15 protein-coding genes are annotated in these 20,434 nt (G+C 71.8%); 8 read left to right on the top strand and 7 right to left on the bottom strand.

From position 1 onward, the window contains the following. Window positions 1–112: 112 nt before the first annotated feature. Window positions 113–2,704, bottom strand: coding sequence for an ATP-dependent chaperone ClpB (gene clpB / locus O7553_RS27505; RefSeq protein WP_281552455.1), 2,592 nt, complete (start codon window positions 2,702–2,704; stop codon window positions 113–115). 111 nt (window positions 2,705–2,815) lie between these two features. Continuing rightward, entirely contained in the window at window positions 2,816–3,973 is a 1,158-nt protein-coding gene (locus O7553_RS27500; RefSeq protein ID WP_281552454.1) for a hypothetical protein, read from the bottom strand. 136 nt (window positions 3,974–4,109) lie between these two features. On the opposite strand from O7553_RS27500, the gene O7553_RS27495 reads away from it, so the two are divergent. From O7553_RS27495 to O7553_RS27485, 3 genes are all read left to right on the top strand, one after another. Further along, window positions 4,110–4,610 (top strand): cation:proton antiporter regulatory subunit, encoded by a 501-nt coding sequence (locus tag O7553_RS27495; RefSeq protein WP_278172676.1) that lies wholly within the window; start codon window positions 4,110–4,112, stop codon window positions 4,608–4,610. A gap of 7 nt (window positions 4,611–4,617) precedes the next feature. Further along, on the top strand, window positions 4,618–5,847 hold the full coding sequence (locus tag O7553_RS27490; RefSeq protein WP_281552453.1) for a cation:proton antiporter: 1,230 nt from the start codon (window positions 4,618–4,620) through the stop codon (window positions 5,845–5,847). A 117-nt stretch (window positions 5,848–5,964) separates the two neighbouring features. After that, on the top strand, window positions 5,965–6,396 hold the full coding sequence (locus O7553_RS27485; protein WP_123606516.1) for a hypothetical protein: 432 nt from the start codon (window positions 5,965–5,967) through the stop codon (window positions 6,394–6,396). A gap of 587 nt (window positions 6,397–6,983) precedes the next feature. Here O7553_RS27485 and O7553_RS27480 read toward each other — a convergent pair. The 4 genes from O7553_RS27480 to dnaK form a co-directional block, all read right to left on the bottom strand. Beyond that, a complete protein-coding gene (locus tag O7553_RS27480) occupies window positions 6,984–7,451 on the bottom strand; it encodes a MerR family transcriptional regulator (RefSeq protein ID WP_281552452.1) in 468 nt (155 codons plus the stop codon). Between the two features lie 7 nt (window positions 7,452–7,458). Next, the gene (gene dnaJ / locus O7553_RS27475) at window positions 7,459–8,682 is read right to left on the bottom strand and encodes a molecular chaperone DnaJ (protein WP_281552451.1); all 1,224 of its coding nucleotides are present in this window, start codon (window positions 8,680–8,682) and stop codon (window positions 7,459–7,461) included. Window positions 8,683–8,863: 181 nt separating this feature from the next. Beyond that, the gene (gene grpE / locus O7553_RS27470; protein ID WP_348650027.1) at window positions 8,864–9,832 is read right to left on the bottom strand and encodes a nucleotide exchange factor GrpE; all 969 of its coding nucleotides are present in this window, start codon (window positions 9,830–9,832) and stop codon (window positions 8,864–8,866) included. Between the two features lie 67 nt (window positions 9,833–9,899). Continuing rightward, on the bottom strand, window positions 9,900–11,813 hold the full coding sequence (gene dnaK, locus O7553_RS27465) for a molecular chaperone DnaK (RefSeq protein WP_281552450.1): 1,914 nt from the start codon (window positions 11,811–11,813) through the stop codon (window positions 9,900–9,902). 345 nt (window positions 11,814–12,158) lie between these two features. Here dnaK and O7553_RS27460 point away from each other — a divergent pair, with 345 nt between their 5' ends. The 3 genes from O7553_RS27460 (at window position 12,159) to O7553_RS27450 (ending at window position 17,016) form a co-directional block, all read left to right on the top strand. Continuing rightward, window positions 12,159–13,895, top strand: a complete 1,737-nt coding sequence (locus tag O7553_RS27460; RefSeq protein WP_281552449.1) for an ABC transporter — start codon at window positions 12,159–12,161, stop codon at window positions 13,893–13,895. After that, on the top strand, window positions 13,892–15,652 hold the full coding sequence (locus O7553_RS27455; protein ID WP_281552448.1) for a GTPase: 1,761 nt from the start codon (window positions 13,892–13,894) through the stop codon (window positions 15,650–15,652). The genes O7553_RS27460 and O7553_RS27455 overlap by 4 nt, the downstream gene beginning before the upstream one ends. 134 nt (window positions 15,653–15,786) lie before the next feature. Then, the gene (locus O7553_RS27450; protein ID WP_281552447.1) at window positions 15,787–17,016 is read left to right on the top strand and encodes a hypothetical protein; all 1,230 of its coding nucleotides are present in this window, start codon (window positions 15,787–15,789) and stop codon (window positions 17,014–17,016) included. Window positions 17,017–17,029: 13 nt separating this feature from the next. On the opposite strand, the gene O7553_RS27445 is transcribed toward O7553_RS27450, so the two are convergent. Beyond that, complete coding sequence (locus O7553_RS27445) at window positions 17,030–17,818, bottom strand: hypothetical protein (RefSeq protein WP_281552446.1); 789 nt, start codon at window positions 17,816–17,818, stop codon at window positions 17,030–17,032. Window positions 17,819–18,267: 449 nt separating this feature from the next. On the opposite strand from O7553_RS27445, the gene pdhA reads away from it, so the two are divergent. Both pdhA and O7553_RS27435 read left to right on the top strand, forming a co-directional pair. Further along, a complete protein-coding gene (gene pdhA, locus O7553_RS27440; RefSeq protein ID WP_281552445.1) occupies window positions 18,268–19,446 on the top strand; it encodes a pyruvate dehydrogenase (acetyl-transferring) E1 component subunit alpha in 1,179 nt (392 codons plus the stop codon). Next, window positions 19,443–20,432 (top strand): alpha-ketoacid dehydrogenase subunit beta, encoded by a 990-nt coding sequence (locus O7553_RS27435; RefSeq protein WP_281555777.1) that lies wholly within the window; start codon window positions 19,443–19,445, stop codon window positions 20,430–20,432. Before pdhA ends, O7553_RS27435 begins: the two co-directional genes overlap by 4 nt. The last annotated feature ends 2 nt before the right edge of the window (window positions 20,433–20,434 follow it).

The raw sequence follows: 20,434 nt of genomic DNA, 5'->3' as shown, positions 1-20,434 counted from the left end.
CCAGTGACACGGGGCAAACGGACGCCGCGTCGACCTCGCGTTTCGTCGCCGAACCCGGCCTCGCAGTCGAGCAGAGCGATCGACGGCACTCACCGACATACATCGATGCTGGTCAGCCGGCCTGCACCGCCAGCCCTTCCTTGTCGTCGGCGAGCTGCACCCGGACGGTGTCGCCGTCGCGGATCTCACCGGCCAGCAGCGCCTTGGCCAACTGGTCGCCGATCGCCGACTGGACCAGTCGACGCAGCGGCCGGGCTCCGTAGATCGGGTCGTAGCCGTGCTCGGCCAGCCAGCTGCGGGCGGTGTCGTCGACGTCCAGGGTCAGCCGGCGGTCGGCCAACCGCCGGCGCATCCGGTCCAGCTGGATGTCCACGATCGACCGCAGCTCCGCGCCGCTGAGCATCGCGAAGACCACGATGTCGTCCAGCCGGTTGAGGAACTCCGGCTTGAAGTGCGCCCGGACCACCGCCAGCACCGCGTCGCGGCGCTGCTCCTCGGTCAACGTCAGGTCGTTGATCAGCGTCGAGCCGAGGTTGGAGGTGAGGATCAGGATCGCGTTGCGGAAGTCGACCGTACGGCCCTGCCCGTCGGTGAGCCGACCGTCGTCGAGCACCTGCAGCAGCACGTCGAAGACGTCCGGGTGGGCCTTCTCCACCTCGTCGAGCAGGATCACCGAGTACGGCCGGCGGCGTACCGCCTCGGTCAACTGACCACCCTCCTCGTACCCGACGTAGCCGGGCGGGGCACCGACGAGCCGGGCCACCGAGTGCTTCTCGGCGTACTCGCTCATGTCGATGCGGACCATGGCCCGCTCGTCGTCGAAGAGGAACTCGGCCAGGGACTTGCCCAGCTCGGTCTTGCCGACGCCGGTCGGGCCGAGGAAGAGGAAGCTGCCGGTCGGCCGGTCCGGGTCGGCGACGCCAGCGCGGGCCCGGCGGACCGCGTCGGAGACGGCGGTGACCGCGGCGGCCTGGCCGACCACCCGGGCGCCCAGCGAGGACTCCATCCGCAGCAGCTTGGCGGTCTCGCCCTCCATCAGTCGGCCGGCCGGGATACCGGTCCAGGCGGCGACGACGGCGGCGATGTCGTCCGCGCCGATCTCCTCCTTGAGCATCGCGCCGTCGGCCTGCAGCGCGGCCAGCTCGGTCTCGGCGCGGGCGAGCTCGCCCTGCAGCGCCGGGATTCGGCCGTACCGCAGCTCGGCGGCGCGCTCCAGCTCACCGTCGCGTTCGGCCCGCTCGGCCTCGCCACCGAGGCGTTCCAGCTCCTCGCGGGCGGTGGAGATCCGGGTGATGTGCCCCTTCTCCAGCTGCCAGCGGTCGCTGAGCGCGGTCAGCTGCTCGCGCTTGTCGGCCAGCTCCCGGCGCAGCCGCTCCAGCCGCTGCGCCGAGCCGGGGTCGGGCTCCTTGGCCAGCGCCATCTCTTCGATCTCCAGCCGGCGCACGGCCCGCTCGATCTCGTCGACCTCGACCGGCCGGGAGTCGATCTCCATCCGCAGCCGGGAGGCGGACTCGTCGACCAGGTCGATCGCCTTGTCCGGCAGGAACCGGTCGGTGATGTAGCGGTCGGACAGGCCGGCGGCGGCGACCAGCGCGGCGTCGGTGATCCGTACGCCGTGGTGCACCTCGTAGCGCTCCTTGAGCCCGCGCAGGATGCCGATGGTGTCCTCCACGGTCGGCTCGCCGACCAGCACCGGCTGGAACCGGCGCTCCAACGCCGGGTCCTTCTCGATGTGCTCGCGGTACTCGTCGAGGGTGGTCGCGCCGACCATCCGCAGCTCGCCCCGGGCCAGCATCGGCTTGAGCATGTTGCCGGCGTCCATCGAGCCTTCGCCCTTGCCCGCGCCGACCACCGTGTGCAGCTCGTCGAGGAAGGTGATCACCTGGCCGTCGGAGCCCTTGATCTCCTCCAGGACCGACTTGAGCCGCTCCTCGAACTGCCCCCGGTACTGCGCACCGGCGACCATCGCGCCGAGGTCGAGCGACACCAGCCGCTTGTCGCGCAGCGACTCGGGTACGTCGCCGGCGACGATCCGCTGGGCGAGACCTTCGACGATCGCGGTCTTGCCGACGCCGGGTTCGCCGATCAGCACCGGGTTGTTCTTGGTACGCCGGGACAGCACCTGGATCACCCGGCGGATCTCGGCGTCCCGGCCGATCACCGGGTCGATCTTGCCGTCGCGGGCGCTGGCGGTCAGGTCGACGCCGTACTTCTCCAGCGCCTGGTAGGTCTGCTCCGGGTCGGCGGTGGTGACCCGGCGGTCGCCGCCGCGCACCGACGGGAACGCGGCGACCAGGTTTTCCTCGGTGGCTCCGGCATCCTTGAGCAGCCCGGCGACGGCCCCGCCGACCCGGGCCAGCCCGGCCAGCAGGTGCTCGGTGGAGGTGTACTCGTCGCCGAGCGGGCGGGCGATCTGCTCGGCCGCGCCGATCGCGTTGGCGAACTCGCGGGACAGGCTCGGCTCGGCGACGCTGGAGCCGCGCGCGGCGGGCAGGTTCTCCACGGTCCGTACGGCGGACCGGCGGATCTCCACCGGGTTGGCGCCGACGGCCCGCAGCAGGCCGGCGGCGGTCGAGCCGCCGGTGTCCAGCAGGGAGAGCAGCAGATGCCACGGTTCGACCGTGGCATGGCCCCGCTGGTTGGCGATGGCGACCGCGGCGGTGATGACTTCGCGACTCTTCGTGGTCAGGCGTTCGGCGTTCATGTGCTCCCCTGTACGGCAGGTTGGTCCACTGATGAGGACACCACCAGACTTGAGTCTATTCCACTCAACTCCGATCGACGAGTCGACCGCCGAAGCCCGACCCGCACCGGTCTACCGCCCGTACGGTTCCCAGGAGATCTCCACCCACCCGGCACCCGACGGCTGTCGCACGTTGAGCAGCACCGCTCCGTCCGGTCGGACCGCCTGCACCGTCGCGTCCCGCAGCCGGGTGAGGTACGCACCCTGCACCGGCCAGTCGATCGGCTCGAAGCGGCCGTCGGAGCCGAGCGACCAGACACCGGTACGGGTGGTGACCAGCAACCGGCCACCGTCCGGCAGCGCCGACATCACGTCCGGCGGCGGGTCGTGGACCGGCACCGGCTCCAGCCGACCCCAATCGGCCCGCCAGACGAGCGGAAACTCACCCGGCAGGGGCACCGGCTCGCCGATCAGCCAGTAACCGCCCGACGGCGTCGTCTCTACGACGAACTGGCGGATCCGCTCCGGATCCGCGACGGTGACCGCGTCGGTCCGCCACAGCCAGCGCACCCCGGGCCCACCGCCACCGTCATCGTCAGTCGCCACCGGCGCGCCGAACGCCACATGCAGCCGGCCGTCGTGCAGCCCGGCGACGGTCAACTTGTCGCCGATGTACCCGACGGTCTGCACGACCGGGATCGGCGGCTGCTGCGCCAACGGCTTCACCCCCACCTGGGTGGCTTCGCCGACCCGGGCGACACCGTCGGAGCCGCAGCACACCTGGTACCGCCCGTGCACGGCGGCGAACTCCGGCGGCATCGACCCGTCCGGGCCGTTGCCCCGGGTGAAGGTCACACCCCCGTCGAGCGACCGGTACCAGGCGGCGTCGGCGGACAGCACCAGGCTGCCGTGGCCGACCAGCATCGAATGCTCCGCCACCGCCGGGTCCGGGTGCTCCCGGTGCTGCCAGGACCGGCCGCCGTCGGCGGTCGCGTAGAGCACCGCCGGGCAACTCGCCGGCGCCCCGGCGCCCACCGACGTGTCGCATCCGTGGAAGTAGGCGTACCCGTGTTTGGCGTCGTCGAACGCGACGAATGGGGCGGCGTAGCCGGCCGGCACCCGCATCGGGCGGACCTCGACGGCGGGCCCACCGACAGGCACCGTCGCGTCGGTCGACGGGGCCGCGCGGTCTGGAGGTGGCCGGCGGATGTCGCCGATCGAACACCCGGTGAGGATCAGCAGGGCCGACAGAACGATGGCCGTGATGGACCCGCCTGCCCGACGTCGCATCCACCCTCTCCTTCCGTCCGCGCCCCACGACCGCCCGGTCCGGCGACCACGCCTGGGCCGATTCGGCACCGCGTCCGCACCAGTCTGCCGGGACGCGGCGCGACCGTCTGCCCTTAGGCGGCGTAGCGTGGACGGTGTGCGCGCACGTGTGGAACAGGTCGACCTGCCCGGCATCGGGGTACGCCACGACCTGATGACCGAGTCAGGCCGACGGATCGGTGTGGTGAGTCACCGGTCAGGGCGTCGGGACCTCGTCCTGTATGACCGGGACGACCCGGACGCCTGTGACGCCGACATCCCGCTGACCGACGACGAGGCGGAGGCGCTCGCCGACATCCTCGGCGCGTCGCTGATGCTCAGCCAGCTCGCCGGGCTGCGCGACCAGGCCGCCGGGCTGCTCACCGAGCAGGTACCGATCTCGGCCGGCTCGCCGTTCGTCGGCCGTACCCTCGGCGACACCAAGACGCGGACCCGTACCGGGGCGTCGATCGTGGCGGTGCTGCGCAACCGGGAGGTGCTGGCCTCTCCCGGGCCGGAGTTCCGGTTCGCCGCCGGCGACGTGGTGGTGGTCGTCGGCACCAGGTCCGGGCTGGACGGCGTCGGCGGCATCCTCGCCAACGACGACCCGGCCGGCTGACCCGGCCATGCACGACAGCGCACTGCTGCTGATCGAACTCGGCGCGCTGCTGCTGCTCCTCGGTCTGCTCAGCCGCCTGTCCCGGCGCTACGGGCTGTCGCCGATCCCGCTCTACCTGCTCGCCGGGCTGCTGTTCGGTCACGGCGGCCTGCTCCCGCTGCACGACATCCAGGACTTCTTCGCCGTCGGGGCGGAGATAGGCGTGGTGCTGCTGCTGGTGATGCTCGGGCTGGAGTACTCGGCGAGCGAGCTGATCGGCAACCTGCGCCGGGCGGCACCGGCGGGCCTGATCGACGCGCTGCTCAACGCGCTGCCGGGAGTCGCGTTCGCCCTGCTGCTCGGCTGGGGGCCGACCGCCGCCGTGGTGCTCGGCGGGATCACCTGGATCTCGTCGTCCGGCGTGATCGCCAAGATGCTCGGCGACCTGGGCCGGCTGGGTAACCGCGAAACGCCGGTCATCCTGTCGATCCTGGTCGTCGAGGACCTGGCGATGGCGTTCTACCTGCCGGTGCTCAGCGCGGTGCTGATCGGCGCCGGGCTCGCCGCCGGCAGCCTCGCGGTCGCGGTGGCGGTCACCACGGTCACCGTCGTGCTGCTGGTCGCGGTCCGGTTCGGCCACCGGATCTCCGCTCTGCTGTCGGTACGCGACCCGGAGGCGCTGCTGCTCGGCGTACTCGGATTGACCCTGCTGGTCGCCGGGATCGCCGCCGAACTGCAGGTCTCCGCGGCGGTCGGCGCGTTCCTGGTCGGCATCGCGCTGTCCGGGCCGGTGGCGCACAGCGCCACCGAACTGCTCACCCCGCTGCGGGACGTGTTCGCCGCGGTCTTCTTCGTCTTCTTCGGGCTGGTGACCGACCCCCGGGACATCCCGCCGGTGCTGCTGCCGGCCCTCGGCCTGGCGGTGGTGACGATGGGCACCAAGGTGCTGACCGGCTACCTGGCCGCCAAGCGGGCCGGCATCGCCGCTCCCGGTCGGTGGCGGGCCGGGCTGGCGCTGATGCCGCGTGGGGAGTTCTCCATCGTGATCGCCGGCCTTGCGGTCGCCAGCTCCGGCATCGAGCCGGCGCTCGCGCCGTTGGCCACCGCGTACGTGCTGATCACGGTGGTAACCGGACCGGTGCTGGCCCGGATTCCGGATTCCCGCTGGTTCAAGCATCGGCTGCGGGGGCGGCCCGCACCCCTCGCGGCCAGCGGAAATCACCTGACGGGAGCGGACCAACACGTACCGGCTTCGTGAAAGGCATTACCAGGGACTTCCCCGATCACCCTCCGACACGCTACCGTGGCGCGGCAGTAGCTAGTGGTAGGCCCAGGGCCGGTTGTGCCCTGTCGGCCGCGAACGGGAGGGTCCCCGTTGAGCGTGCAAGAGTCGGCGTTCCGCGGCTTCGCCAACCCGGTGGACCCAGCGCCCGCCGAGCTGCGCGCCTGGGCGTACCAGCCGGACTCGGTCCCGCTGCAGTCGATGCCGCAGGACTGGGACCTGCTCGTCTCCGGTGACCGGCTGATCACCACGCTGTTCGACCTGGCGATGGATCCGACCTGTCCGGCCCGCCGGTTCGCGCTGCACTGCCTCTACATCTACGCGGCGGACGGCATCCGGACCAACTTCCGCGCCCACCCGAAACGGCGGCTGCGCAAGCTGGTCGAGCAGGCCGAGCAGGACGGCGACGAGCTGATGTCGGTCTGGGCGCACAACACCCGGGTGCTGCTGGCCAAGCCGCAGCTGTTCGACTACCACGACTGGTGCGAGGGCGGCCTGGTCCGCAAGTCCCGCCGGCTGAGCTAGCATCCGCGAGTCCCGCGACCGCGACCTGCATCGCCCGCTGCAGGCCGGCCAGCAGCTGGTCCCGGTCGACCAGGATCGCCCGCTCCGGCTCGGGCAGCTCGGTGAGGAGTTGCATCATCACCGCGACCAGCGCGCCGACGAACGATCCCACCATCGCGGCGGCGGTGACCTCGTCGAGCTCGTCCGGGAAGGATTCGTGCAGCCCTCGGGCCGGCTCGGTCTGTCCGCTGAGCAGCAGCCGGAGCGCGTAGCCCTGCAGCGCCGGGCTGGCCAGGATCATCCGGACCCGGACCGGTACCAGCCGGGCGAACAGCTGGTCGGAAAAGGTGCTGGTGGCGATGTTCCGGGCACCGCTGATCGCGGTCAAGGCCGCGGTGCTGGCGCTGCTGTCCATCGGCACTGCGTACGGCGTACTGGTGGTGATCTTCCAATGGGGGTGGGGACTGGGGCTGATCGGTGTCGACCGCCCGGTACCGATCATGTCCGTGGTGCCGATGCTGCTCTTCGCCGTGCTGTTCGGCCTGTCGATGGACTGCGCTGCTGAGCCTGCTCGGTCACCGCGCCTGGTGGCCGGTCCGCAGGGTCGGCTAGCCGGTCTGCCCGGAACCTGGGCGGGCCGGCCGGTCCCGGCGCTGCGGCCGCCACACCACCAGGGCGGTCGAGGTGCGGCTGGTCGGGACCAGGTCACGTCGCGGGTACGGGCCGACCGACTCCAGCTCGGCGATCCGCTGGTACGCCTCGGCCAGCTCGGCGCGCAACCCGTCAACCTGCTGCTGCAGGTCGCCGACGAGCTGCTCCAGCCCGATGATCCGCTTGATGCCGGCCAGGTTGACGCCGTCGTCCTGGCTGAGCCGCTGGACCTCGCGCAGCAGCACCACGTCCCGGACGCTGTACCGGCGGCCGCCGCCAGCCGCCCGGCCGGCCTGCACCAGGCCCAGCCGGTCGTACTGGCGCAGCGTCTGCGGATGCATGCCGGCCATCCGCGCCGCCACCGAGATGATCAGGACCTTGGCGTCGGAGGCGGCCTCGAACGTGATCAGCAGCTCGTCGTCCACCCCTCACTCACCTCCCGTCTGTCCCTCGCCGCGACCCGGCGGCCTGCTCCTCGTTGCGACGCAGCCGGGCGGCGAGACGTTCCCGGTCGGCAGCGGGGGTGTGCTCCGCAAAGGTCCGCAGGGCGGCCCGTGCCGACTCGTCCACGGTAGCCGGAACGACGACCTCGACGGTCACCAGAAGATCACCGGTGGTGCCGTCCCGACGGGGCACGCCCTTGCCACGTGCCCGCAAGGTACGCCCACTCGGCGTACCTGGTTGCACCCGAAGCGTCACGGCGCCGTCCATGGTCGGGACCCGCAGGTCGGTGCCGAGCACCGCCTCGGCGTAGGTGATCGGCACGGTCAGGGTGAGATCGTCGCCGGTCCGCCCGAACAGCTCGTCGTTGCGGACCTTGACCAGCACGAACAGGTCACCGGCCGGGCCACCCCGGTCGCCCGGCTCACCCCGCCCGGCCAGCCGGATCCGCTGGCCGTCCGCCACGCCGGGTGGGAAACGGACGTTCAGCGTCCGGGTCTTGGTCACCCCGCCGGAGCCGTGACATTCCGGGCACTTCTCGTCGACGATCGTGCCCACCCCCTGGCAGTCCCGGCACGGCTCGGAGAAGCTGAACGACCCCTGGTTGCGGGTGGTCAGCCCGGTCCCGGCACAGGTCGGGCAGGTCCTCGGCACCGAGCCGGGCTTGGCACCGTTGCCATGGCAGGTGTCGCACACCCCGGGTGCCCGCAGGCTCAGCGGCAAGGTCGTGCCGCGTACGGCGGCGCCGAAGTCGAGCACCACCTCGGCCTCGACGTCGCGGCCTCGAGCCGGGCCACGGGTACGCATCCCGCCCCCGCCGCCGCCGGAGAAGATCGAGCTGAAGATGTCGGAGAACCCGGCCCCACCGAACCGCCGGTCCCCGGCACCGCCGGCACCGGCACCGGCGAAGCCGCCGAACAGGTCGGCCGGGTCGAAGCCCGGCCCACCACCACGCGCCCCCCGGCGGAACGCGCCCGAACCGAACAGCGAGCGCATCTCGTCGTACTCCTTGCGCCGCCGATCGTCGGCCAGCACGTTGTACGCCTCCGAGACCGCCTTGAACCGCTCCTCGAAGGCCGAGTTGCCGGGGTTGTGGTCGGGATGCAACTCGCGGGCCAGCTTGCGGTACGCCTTCTTGATCTCGTCGGCGGAGGCTGTCCTGGGCACCCCCAGCACGGCGTAGAAGTCCTTTTCCAGCCAGTCCTTGGAACTCACCCTGTCCTCCTCCTGTCCGTCACCGGACCCCGCCCCTGACCGCGTTGGCACCGTCCGGACGACCGGCCGACCACTGCCGGCCCGGCCGACGCGCGGCGGCCGGTAGCGCGGTGCCGGCGGCGGGACGCGCTCCACGTCCCGCCGCCGGCCGTGATGTTCGCCGGTGGACCACCGGCGGCGGTCATTCCGGGTCTGCGACAGCGACCAGCGCCGCCCGCAGCAGCCGGTCCCCGAGCAGGTAGCCCCGCCGCATCACGTCGACGCAGGTGGGTTCGGTGACCTCGGCGGAGGTCAGGTGGGCGACCGCCTCGTGCTGGGTGGGATCGAACGGGTCGCCCTTCTCACCGAAGGCGGTGAGTCCGAACTTGCTCAGCGCCGCGCCGAGCTGCTCGGCCACGGCGCCGAACGGGCCGACCAGGTCGCCGTGCTCCCGCGCCCGGTCCAGGTCGTCCAGGATCGGCAGCAGCGCGGCGAGGACCGCACCGGTGGCCTGCTCGGCGGCGACCCCTTTGTCCCGCTCGACCCGCTTGCGATAGTTGGCGTACTCGGCGGTCACCCGCTGCAGGTCGCGGGTGCGTTCGTCGAGATCGGCGCGGAGTGCCTCCAGCTCGGCGCCGAGCGGACCGGAACCGGCTGCGCCCCCGGCCGCCTCCTCGGCGTCCGACTCCGGTGCCGGCTCCACCACCTCGCCGACCACCGGCTCACCGGCCACCGGTTCGTCGACGACGGCGGTGTCCGACGAGTCGGGCTGAACTGCCCGGTCGGCGCCGGACCCGGTGCTCGTCGCGGATCGGTTCTCGGTCGCGGATCGGTTCTCGGTCGCGGATCGGGTCGGCTCGTCCTTTCCGGTTTCGCTGGCGGCCGACCCGTCCGCGGACCTGTCGTCGGCTTTCCCGCTCACTGGCTCCTCCTCCGTGCCCGACCGGGCGTGCCGCCCGGTCGGACGATGGTCGGTGGGGGGTGCCGCACCCGTCGGCTCGGCCGCCGCGTGCCGCGCGGTCCGGGGCCGCGTCCCGGTCGGGTCGATCCGGCGTTTGTCCCGGATCACCAGGCGCTCGGTGGTCTCACCGTCCGCCTGCTCGACCGGTGCCGAGCGGCGCCTCGGCGGGCCGGTGCCGGCCGGATCAGCGGCCCGTGACTTCTCCGTCATGTGGCTACCTCGCTCCGTGCGGCGGTTCGAGGGAAGATCATCGCTGGTCCTCGGCCTCGACGAGGACTCACTTCTTGTCGTCCTCGATGATCTCCGCGTCGACCACGTCGTCCGGCCCGCCGGCGGCACCACCCGACGCGGACGCCCCAGCGGCGCCCGGTCCGGCGGTGCCCGGTCCGGCCTCGCCGGGGCCGCCGGCACCGCCCGGCTGACCCGGCTGCTCGGCCTGCTGGGCGTAGAGCTGCGAGCCGGCCTGCTGGGAAACCTGGGCCAGCTTCTCGTGCGCGGACTTGATCGCCTCGATGTCGCTGCCGGCCAACGCGCCACGCAGTTCGCCCAGCGCGTCGTTCATCTGGTCGCGGGAGTCCGACGGCAGCTTGTCACCGCTCTCGGCGAGGAACTTCTCGGTCTGCCACTGCAGCTGCTCGGCCAGGTTGCGGGTCTCCGCCTCCTCGCGACGCCGCTTGTCCTCGTCGGCGTGGTCCTGCGCGTCGCGCATCATCCGCTCGATGTCGTCCTTCGGCAGCGCCGAGCCGCCGGTGATCGTCATCGACTGCTCCTTGCCGGTGCCCAGGTCCTTGGCGTTGACGTGGACGATGCCGTTCGCGTCGATGTCGAAGGCGACCTCGACCTGCGGCACGCCGCGCGGCGCCGGCGGGAGCCCGGTCAGCTCGAAGGTGCCGAGCTTCTTGTTGTACGCGGCGATGTCCCGCTCACCCTGGAAGACCTGGATGAGCACCGACGGCTGGTTGTCGTCAGCCGTGGTGAACACCTCGGAACGCTTGGTCGGGATGGTGGTGTTGCGCTCGATCAGCTTGGTGAAGATGCCGCCCTTGGTCTCGATGCCCAGGCTCAGCGGGGTCACGTCGAGCAGCAGGACGTCCTTGACCTCGCCCTTGAGCACACCGGCCTGCAGCGCAGCACCGACCGCGACCACCTCGTCCGGGTTGACGCCCTTGTTCGGCTCCCGGCCGGTCAACTGCTTGACCAGGTCGGAAACGGCCGGCATCCGGGTGGACCCGCCAACCAGAATGACGTGGTCGACGTCGGCCAACTTGACGCTGGCGTCCTTGATCGCCTGCTCGAACGGGCCCTTGCAGCGGTCCAGCAGGTCCTGGGTCATCCGCTGGAACTCGGCGCGGGTCAGCGTGACGTCCAGGTGCAGCGGCGCCGACGGGGCACCGTCCGACCCGGCCGGGCCGGCGGTGATGTACGGCAGGTTGATGCTGGTCGTGGTGGCGGCGGACAGCTCGATCTTGGCCTTCTCCGCGGCTTCCCGCAGCCGCTGCATCGCCATCTTGTCCTGGGCCAGGTCCACGCCGTGCTGGCCACGGAACGTCTTCACCAGGTGGTCGATGATCCGCTGGTCCCAGTCGTCACCACCGAGGAGGTTGTCACCACTGGTCGACTTGACCTCGATCACGCCCTCGCCGAGCTCCAGCAGCGAGACGTCGAAGGTGCCGCCACCGAGGTCGAAGACCAGGACGGTCTGCTCCTTGGAGCCCTTGTCCAGGCCGTACGCCAGGGCTGCCGCGGTCGGCTCGTTGACGATTCGCAGCACGTTGAACCCGGCGATCTCGCCGGCTTCCTTGGTGGCCTGACGCTGCGCGTCGTTGAAGTACGCCGGGACGGTGATCACCGCGTCAGTGATCCGCTCACCGAGGTAGGCCTCGGCATCCCGCTTGAGCTTCATCAGGGTACGGGCGGAGATCTCCTGCGGCGTGTACTTCTTGCCGTCGATGTCGACGGTCCAGTTGGTGCCGATCTCCCGCTTGACCGACCGGATCGTCCGGTCCGGGTTGGTCACCGCCTGTCGCTTGGCGACCTCGCCGACGAGCACCTCACCGTTGCGGGCGAACGCGACGATGGAAGGAGTGGTCCGGGAGCCCTCCGCGTTGGCGATGACGGTAGGCTCACCACCCTCCAGCACACTGACGCAGGAGTTCGTCGTGCCCAGGTCGATACCGACCGCACGTGCCATGGTCGCTTCCTCGCTTCGTTCGTAGAGCAGGTGCCGGGGCACCGCCCCGCCGTACACCCACCACAAGTTGAGTGGACTTGACTCAATACTGCCACGATCGCAGCCGCCGTCAAGTCAGGTTGAGTCGGAGTCGCGCAACCTACACCCTCACCAGCAACGATCCCCCCCTCCGACCCCGTCGCACACAGTGTCATCGGCAGCCACGCCGGGCCGGTTCAGGTTGTCTGGCATGCATTGATCGGGCACGCTTTACCCGTGACCACGCAGGGCGGACCGGCCGCGCCCAACCCCGGCGCACCCGCACTTCCCGCTGCACTCGAGCGACTACGCTCCGCAATCGCGGCTATGGCGTACCCTCTCGTGCTGCCCTCGGCCGAGGAGGGCCGCGAGGTCGGTGCCGGCTTGATCGCCCAGCTGGACGACTATCTACTACCCCGGCTCGCCCGACTCGACGCACCGCTGCTGGTGGTGGTCGGCGGCTCCACCGGTGCGGGCAAGTCGACCCTGGTCAACAGCATGGTCCGGGCCCGGGTCAGCGCCACCGGCGTACTACGGCCCACCACCCGGTCCCCGGTGCTGGTCAGCCACCCGGCGGACGCCAGCTGGTTCCGGCAGGGCGAGCTGCTGCCCGGTCTGACCCGCACCGCCGGCCCCACCGACGCCCCGGACGCGCTGCAGCTCGTCGCCGCGCCGGCGCTACCCCCCGGGCTGGCCTTTCTCGACGCGCCGGACATCGACTCGGTGGTCGACGCCAACCGGGCGCTCGCCGTCCAACTGCTCGCCGCCGCCGACCTGTGGCTGTTCGTCACCACCGCCGCCCGGTACGCCGACGCGGTTCCCTGGCAACTGCTGCAGACCGCGCAGCTGCGCGGGACCATGGTCGCGCTCGCCCTGGACCGGGTGCCGACCGAGGCGGTCGACGAGATCACCGCGCACCTGCGGGAGATGCTCACCGACCACGACCTCGGCGACGTCCCGATCTTCGTGGTGCCCGAGACGGTGGTCGGCGGCCAGGGACTGCTGCCGGAAATCGTCGCCGCACCGCTGCGCGAATGGTTCGGCCAGCTCGCCGGGGACGCCGCCGCCCGCGCCGCGGTGATCCGGCAGTCCCTGGACGGGGCGCTGAGCGCGCTGGCGCCGACCGTCGAAGGGCTGGCCTCCGCCGCCGACGACCAGCTCGACGCGGCCCGCACCCTGACCGACCGGGTCCGCGCCGCGTACCGCAGCGCGAGCCGCAACGCCGAGCAGGCGGTGCAGGACGGCCGGCTGCTCCGCGGCGAAGTACTTGGCCGCTGGCAGGACTTCGTCGGCACCGGCGAACTGTTCCGTTCACTGGAGGCCAGGGTGGGGCGGCTTCGCGACCGGGTGCTCAGCGCCGTCACCGGCCGGCCCGCACCCGCCAACCAGCTGCGGACCGCGATCGAGTCACAACTGGTCACCCTGATCAGGGGCGCGGCGACCGAGGCCGCCGACGCCGCGAACCTCGCCTGGCGGACCCACCCGGCCGGTGCCGCGCTACTCACCCCGGACCTCGCCCAGCCCTCCGCTGACCTGCCGGAACGCGCCGAGCGACTGGTCCGCGACTGGCAACGCGACGTGCTCGAACTGGTCCGGGCCGAGGCCGGCGACAAACGGTTCGTCGCCCGCACCGCCGCGTACGCGGTGAACGCCACCGGGCTCGCCGTCATGATCGCCGTCTTCGCCTCGACCGCCTTCATCCCGACCGGGCTGGAGGTCGCCGCCGCCGGCGGCACCACCGTCGCCGCCCAGAAGGTGCTCGAGGCGATCTTCGGCGACCAGGCGATCCGCAACCTCGCCAACCGGTCCCGGGAGGGTCTGCTGCGCCGCATCCGGGCACTGCTCGATGAGGAGGCCGGCCGCTACCTGCGGCTGATCGAAGCGGCCGGTGTCCCGCCGCAGGCCGTCGACGCCACGGCCACCCCGCCCGGCGACCGGCTGCGCGCCGCAGCCGTCGAGGTCGAGCAGGCCCGGGCGGCAGCCGGGTTGAGCAGCGGTACGCCGTACCGGTTGCCGGACACCCTGCCCGGCGCGACCGGACCGCTGCCGGGAGCGGTCGCGTGACCGGCTTCGTCGACCGGGTCCGACACCTGGTCCGAGGAGACTCACGGGTGGACGCCGACCTGCTGGTCGACCGGCTCGACGCGCTCGGGCGGTTCCTGCGCGCCGCCGACGGTCGGATTCCCGACGACCGGCTCGGAGCCGCCCGCACCCTGGTCGAGCGGGCCGGAGCCCGGCTGGCGCTGTCCCGGGAGCACACCGTCGTGGCGCTGGCCGGCGCCACCGGCAGCGGCAAGTCCAGCATCTTCAACGCGCTGGCCGGGCGGGACCTCTCTTCGGTCGGCGTGCGCCGCCCCACCACCGGGTACGCGCACGCGTGCGGTTGGGGGGCGGTCGACGGGGCGAGCGGGCTGTTGGACTGGGTCGGGGTCCTGCCCCGACACCGGTTCGTCCGGGAGAGCGCCCTGGACGGCACCGACGAGGCCGGGCTGCACGGTCTGGTCCTGCTCGACCTGCCCGACTTCGATTCGGTCGAGTACGGACACCGGCTGGAGGTCGACCGGCTACTCGGCCTGGTCGACCTGGTGATCTGGGTGGTCGACCCGCAGAAGTACGCCGACCGGGTGATCCACCGCAGCTATCTGCGGGAGTTCCATCGCAACCGGGACGTCACCGTGGTGGTACTCAACCACGCCGACCGGCTGGACCGGGCCGAGCTGCCCCGGCTGCTCGCCGACCTGCGCCGGCTGCTCGACGCCGACGGGCTCGACGGAGTCCCGCTGCTGGCCACCTCGGCGCTGGTGCCGGCCGCGATGACCGAGCTGCGCCGGCTGTTGGAAGGCACGGTGGCCGAGCGGCAGGCGGCGCTGCGTCGACTCTCCGGTGACCTGGATACGGTCACCGACGGTCTGGCGGAGCTGGTCGGTCCGGCCGACGAACGCGCCGAGGATGAGATCAACCGCGGCACGGTGCGCCGGCTCAGCCTGGCGCTGGCGGCGGCGGCCGGGGTGCCGAGCGTCGTCGACGCCGTCGAGTCGGCGTACCTGCACCGGGCCGGGGCCGCGACCGGCTGGCCACTCACCCGGGCCTGGCGCAGGCTGCGGCCGGATCCGCTGCTACGGCTGCACCTGCTCGGCTCCGGCCGGACCGGCGGCACCGGCCCGGCCGACCAACCAGCGCCGGTGACCGCGCCCGATCGACCGGTGCCGCCGTCGCTGACCGGGGCTGGTGGACCGGTGCCGGTCACCTCGTTGCCGGCGCCGAGTGCGGCGCAGCGCGCCGCGGTCGATCTGGCCGTACGCAGCCTCGCCGAGCAGGCCGGTAGTCGGCTGCCGACCCCCTGGTCTGCGGCGGTTACCGCCGCCGCCCGGTCGCAACGGGCCGAGCTGCCGGACGCTCTCGACCGGGCGATCGGCGGTGCCGACCTGGGCCTGGACCGGCAGCCGATGTGGTGGCGGCTGGTCCGCGCGGTGCAGTGGGCGGTCACCGCCACCGCCGCCGCCGGGCTCGGCTGGCTGCTGGTCGGCTTCGTCATCCGTACGCTGGGTCTGCCGGCCCTCGACTATCCGACGGTCGGTGTCCTGCCGGTGCCGACCGCGATGCTGCTCGGCGGCCTGCTCGGCGGGGTTCTGCTCAGTCTGTTGATCCGTCCGGTGACCGGGTGGGCGGCCCGACGGGTCCGCAGACGGGCCGAGGACCGGCTGTACGACGTGGTGGCCGAGACTGCCCGCCGGTTGGTCGTCGCCCCGGTCCGGGCGATCCTGCAGGCGCACGCCGACGCCCGCGACGCGCTGGACCGCGTTCGGTCGTCCCACCGCTGAGGGCCCTGTCCGGTCTTCTGGTGGGAGCGCGGCCCACGGCCTGGCTGGACGGGGCCGGAGTCCACCCGCCCGGCGTGCCCGACATGTAACGCACAGGTGATGCCACCCGCCGCAGCACGGCGTAGGGTCGATTCATGGCCACGCCTGAAACCCCCTACGAAGCGGTGCTCGCCGCCGCCCGTGACGTGACCAAGTTGGAGTGTGCACTCGACGCGGAGATGCTCGGCGCCGCCCTGCTCGGCAGCGTGTACGCGGTGGCGGAGACGGACCGCGCCGATGCGGTCCGGGAGTTCGTCGGCGGTTTTCTCGCCGCCACCACCCGCCGGCGCGCCGCCGCCGCTACCACCATCCGTACCGTCTTCGCCCGGCTGGTGCCGGAGGCGGCGGGCGCCGCCGCGGTGAAGGTCGGCAAGACCGCGCCGCCCTGGTCGGACCGGTTGGGCCGGGTCCGGCTGACCGGCAGCTACGCGTACGGCGACGTGTACGGCGACCAGACCTCGTACCTGGCCACCTTCGCCTACGACGACGAGCTCGGCGGCCCCGAACACGCGATGGTGGCGCTGGTCGACCACAACATCGGCATCACCAAGGATGTCTTCGTCGGCGGTCCGGCCGAGCGGGTCCTCGGTCAGGTCCGGCAGATGTGCGCCAACGACGAGCTGACCTGGTTCCGTGAAGAGGATCCCCGGGTCCTGCGCGGTGAGGTGAGCCGGCACCTGGCGATCACCGACGGGCTGGGCGAGTTGCCCGGCGAGGGGTCGCTCGCCACCGACCGGGCGTTGGTCGGCGCGCGGCTCGCCGTACTGCCCGCGCCGCTGCGGACCGTGGCGCTGGCGCCGGACGACCCGCTGCCCGCCGACCGGCGGACCGTCCTGGTGCGGGAGTTCCTCGCGTCTGCCGAGGCCAAGCGGTTCGGTCTGGACGCGGCCGGCGACGCCGACCTCGCCTCGCTGCACTTCTGCCTGAGCCTGGTGCTCGACCACTCGGCGAGCCTGCTCGACCCCGACCCGATGCGCTGGAGCCCGGCGGTGGCTGGCATGTTCCTGCTGGACTGGGTGCACCGCCGGGCGGTGCTGGACATCGACGACGCGGCCATGCTGCCCGGCGTGGTCCGCGGCTGGTCCGCGTACGCCGGCCGGCAGCGCGGTCTACCGGCAGCGGCGTTCAGCCAGATGGACGCCGCGATCGCCGAGATGGTGCCGGAGTTCGTCCGTCTCTACACCACCGGGGAGCGCCGCAGCCCCGCCACGGCCGCAGTCGCCCAACTCCTTGCCGAGGGTGTCGACCTCAACGATCCGCAGGCGCTCGACGCCTGGATCGAGGCCAACCGGCAACGACTCGCCGACGAGCAGGGCGGATCCTGACGGGTCTATCCGGTTATGCCGCGTCCGACGGCTGCGGGCTGCAGGACGGATCCGGCGTCGGGTCCGGATCCACGTCGGGGTCCGGGGTCGACGTCGGCGACGGATCGATGTCCGGATCGATGTCCGGATCGATGTCCGGATCGATGTCCGGATCGATGTCCGGATCCACATCTGGATTCGGCGACGGCGTCGGGGACGGATCGGGATCCGGCGACGGATCGATGTCCGGGTCGACGTCCGGGTCGACGTCCGGATCCGGCGACGGTGTCGGGGACGGACCGGGATCCGGGTCGATGTCGGGGTCGACGTCGGTGACGGGCGGCGGGTCGTCCGGAGTGCCGGACGGTGGCTGTTCCGATCCTGGATCGCTGGGGGTCGTCGGTGCTGGACCATCGGAGTCCGCCGGTGCGCCCGGGGCCGGCCGGTCACGATCCGACGGTCCGCCCCCGCTGTCGCGCCGGGTGCCGGTGGAAGGTCCGTCCCGGCCGCCGGCACGACGATCCATCGATGCGTCCTGGTCGGTACCGTCCCCGCCGGTCGGCTCGACCGGTCCGGACGGGGTCGGGTGCGGCAGCGGATGCACGATGATCGGTCCGCCGCCCGGCTGGCCGATCAGCGGCAGCACCGTGGCCGGGCCACCCCCGGCCACCGTCGCCGAACCCGCGCCGAGCGTCGCCAGCAGCGGCAACGAGGCGGTCAGCACCAGCAACGCCACGATCAACGCGAACCGCCGGGCAGGTCCGTCCACCCCGGTGGGCCGGGCCAGGCGATCCTGCGGCAGCAGCACGGCTGGACTCCTCATCGGTATGGCCTCCGGTCGATCCACGGTCCTACAGATCACCGGTTCTGGATACATAGTGAAGCAGTGACAGAAAGTTTTCCAGTTCAATACATCGTGTTATCAGAACCGGACGGATGAGTCACACTCGGCCGAACGCAGCGCGAGGCTACAAGTTCCGCGCAACGCGGACATCGCACCTGCATGCCCGGACCGACCTATGACACCCCTCACCTCCAATGCGAATATGGACCGGACGGCACCGCAGCCGCTGCCTCCGCCTCTACCGCGGCGGGCACGACTCGATGACGTCCCTCCCGGACCGGGTCCAGCCAGAACCCGGCCCGTGCCGCGCGGCAACCCTGACCCGGGCCAGGCGCGGTGAGAGGACCTGCACCGGCAGCAGCCGGCAGCGGGACGAGCTGCGCGGTCGGGACACCCCCGCTGCCACGCACGAGCGATGGGAGAGACGGATGGCGAAAGGCGAGCGCGGGACAGCGACCCGTGCCAGACCGGCCGCGGCTCGACGGCGCGTCAGCAAGAACGCCGCCGATCCGGAGTTGGTGCAGCTGCTGACTCCGGACGGCGAACGGATCGACCGGGTGACCGGCCCCGACGGCACGCAGTACACGGTCGACTTCACCGACGCCGAGTACCGTGCCCTCTACCGGGACCTCGTCGTGGTGCGGAAACTCGACGCCGAGGCGACCGCCCTGCAGCGCCAGGGCGAACTGGGCATCTGGGCGAGCCTGCTCGGTCAGGAGGCCGCGCAGGTCGGCTCCGGACGGGCGCTGCGCGCTCAGGACATGGCGTTTCCCACCTACCGCGAACACGGTGTGCTCTACTGCCGCGGCATCGACCCGATCATGCCGCTGGGGTTGTTCCGCGGGGTCGACCAGGGTGGCTGGGATCCGAACGAGTTCAAGTTCAACATGTACACGATCGTGATCGGCGCCCAGACGCTGCACGCCACCGGCTACGCCATGGGCATCACCATGGACGGCAAGGTCGGCGGCGACGACGGCGAGGCGGTCATCGCGTACTTCGGTGACGGGGCGTCGGCGCAGGGTGACGTCAACGAAGCCTTCGTCTGGTCCAGCGTCTTCAACGCGCCGATCGTCTTCTTCTGTCAGAACAACCAGTACGCGATTTCCGAACCCCTCGAACGACAGACCAGGATCCCGCTCTACCAGCGGTCGTCCGGCTTCGGCTTCCCGGGCGTACGGGTGGACGGCAACGACGTGCTGGCCAGCTACGCGGTGACCCGGACCGCGCTGGACAACGCCCGGCACGGGCAGGGTCCGACGCTGATCGAGGCGTACACGTACCGGATGGGGGCGCACACCACCTCCGACGACCCGACCCGGTACCGGATCGCCAGCGAGGTGGAGGCGTGGCAGGCCAAGGACCCGATCGCCCGGGTCCGCGCCTTCCTGGAGAAGCAGCAGATCGCCGATGCCGACTTCTTCGCCGAGGTCGACGCGCAGGCCAAGCGGGACGCGGTGCACCTGCGGGAGCGGGTGCTGAGCATGCCCGACCCGCAGCCCGGCGCGCTCTTCGATCACGTGTACGCGCACGGCTCGCCGCTGCTCGACACCGAGCGGGCCCAGTTCGAGCGGTACCTGGCATCGTTCGAGGGAGGGTCGCACTGATGGCTGAGACACTCACTCTCGGCAAGGCGCTCAACGCCGGGCTACGCAGGGCGCTCGACAGCGACAGCAAGGTCGTCCTGATGGGCGAGGACGTCGGCAAGCTCGGCGGCGTCTTTCGGATCACCGACGGCCTGCAGAAGGACTTCGGCGAGGACCGGGTGATCGACACCCCGCTGGCCGAGTCCGGAATCATCGGCACCGCCGTCGGCCTGGCCATCCGCGGCTTCCGCCCGATCTGCGAGATTCAGTTCGACGGCTTCGTCTACCCGGCGTACGACCAGATCGTGTCCCAGGTGGCCAAGATGCACTACCGGTCGCAGGGCAAGGTGAAGCTTCCGATCGTGATCCGGATCCCGTTCGGCGGCGGTATCGGTGCGGTGGAGCACCACTCCGAGTCGCCTGAGGCGTACTTCTCGCACACCGCCGGGCTGAAGGTCGTCGCCTGCTCCAACCCGCAGGACGCCTACACGATGATCCAGCAGGCGGTGTTCTCCGACGACCCGATCATCTTCCTGGAGCCGAAGCGGCGGTACTGGGAAAAGGCGCCGGTCGAGCTGGAGGCACCACCGGGTACGGCGTACCCGCTGCACGCCGCCCGCACAGTGCGGCCCGGCAGCGACGCGACGGTCCTGGCGTACGGGCCGATGGTACGCACCGCGCTGGACGCGGCGACCGCCGCCGCCGAGGAGGGCCGCGAACTCGAGGTGATCGACATGCGGTCACTGTCCCCGCTGGACCTGGCCGGTACGTACGAGTCGGTCCGGCGGACCGGCCGTTGCGTGGTGGTGCACGAGGCGCCGACAAACCTCGGTCTCGGTGCCGAGATCGCCGCCCGGATCACCGAGGAATGCTTCTACTCCCTGGAGGCGCCGGTCCTGCGGGTGGGCGGCTTCAACACGCCGTACCCGGCTGCCCGCCTGGAAGAGGAGTACCTGCCGGACCTGGACCGGGTACTCGACGCCGTCGACCGCGCGTTCGGTTGGTGAGC

This window comes from Solwaraspora sp. WMMA2059, from assembly GCF_027497315.1.
Taxonomy (GTDB): Bacteria; Actinomycetota; Actinomycetes; order Mycobacteriales; family Micromonosporaceae; genus Micromonospora_E.
This window is presented reverse-complemented; position numbering and strand designations above follow the sequence as displayed.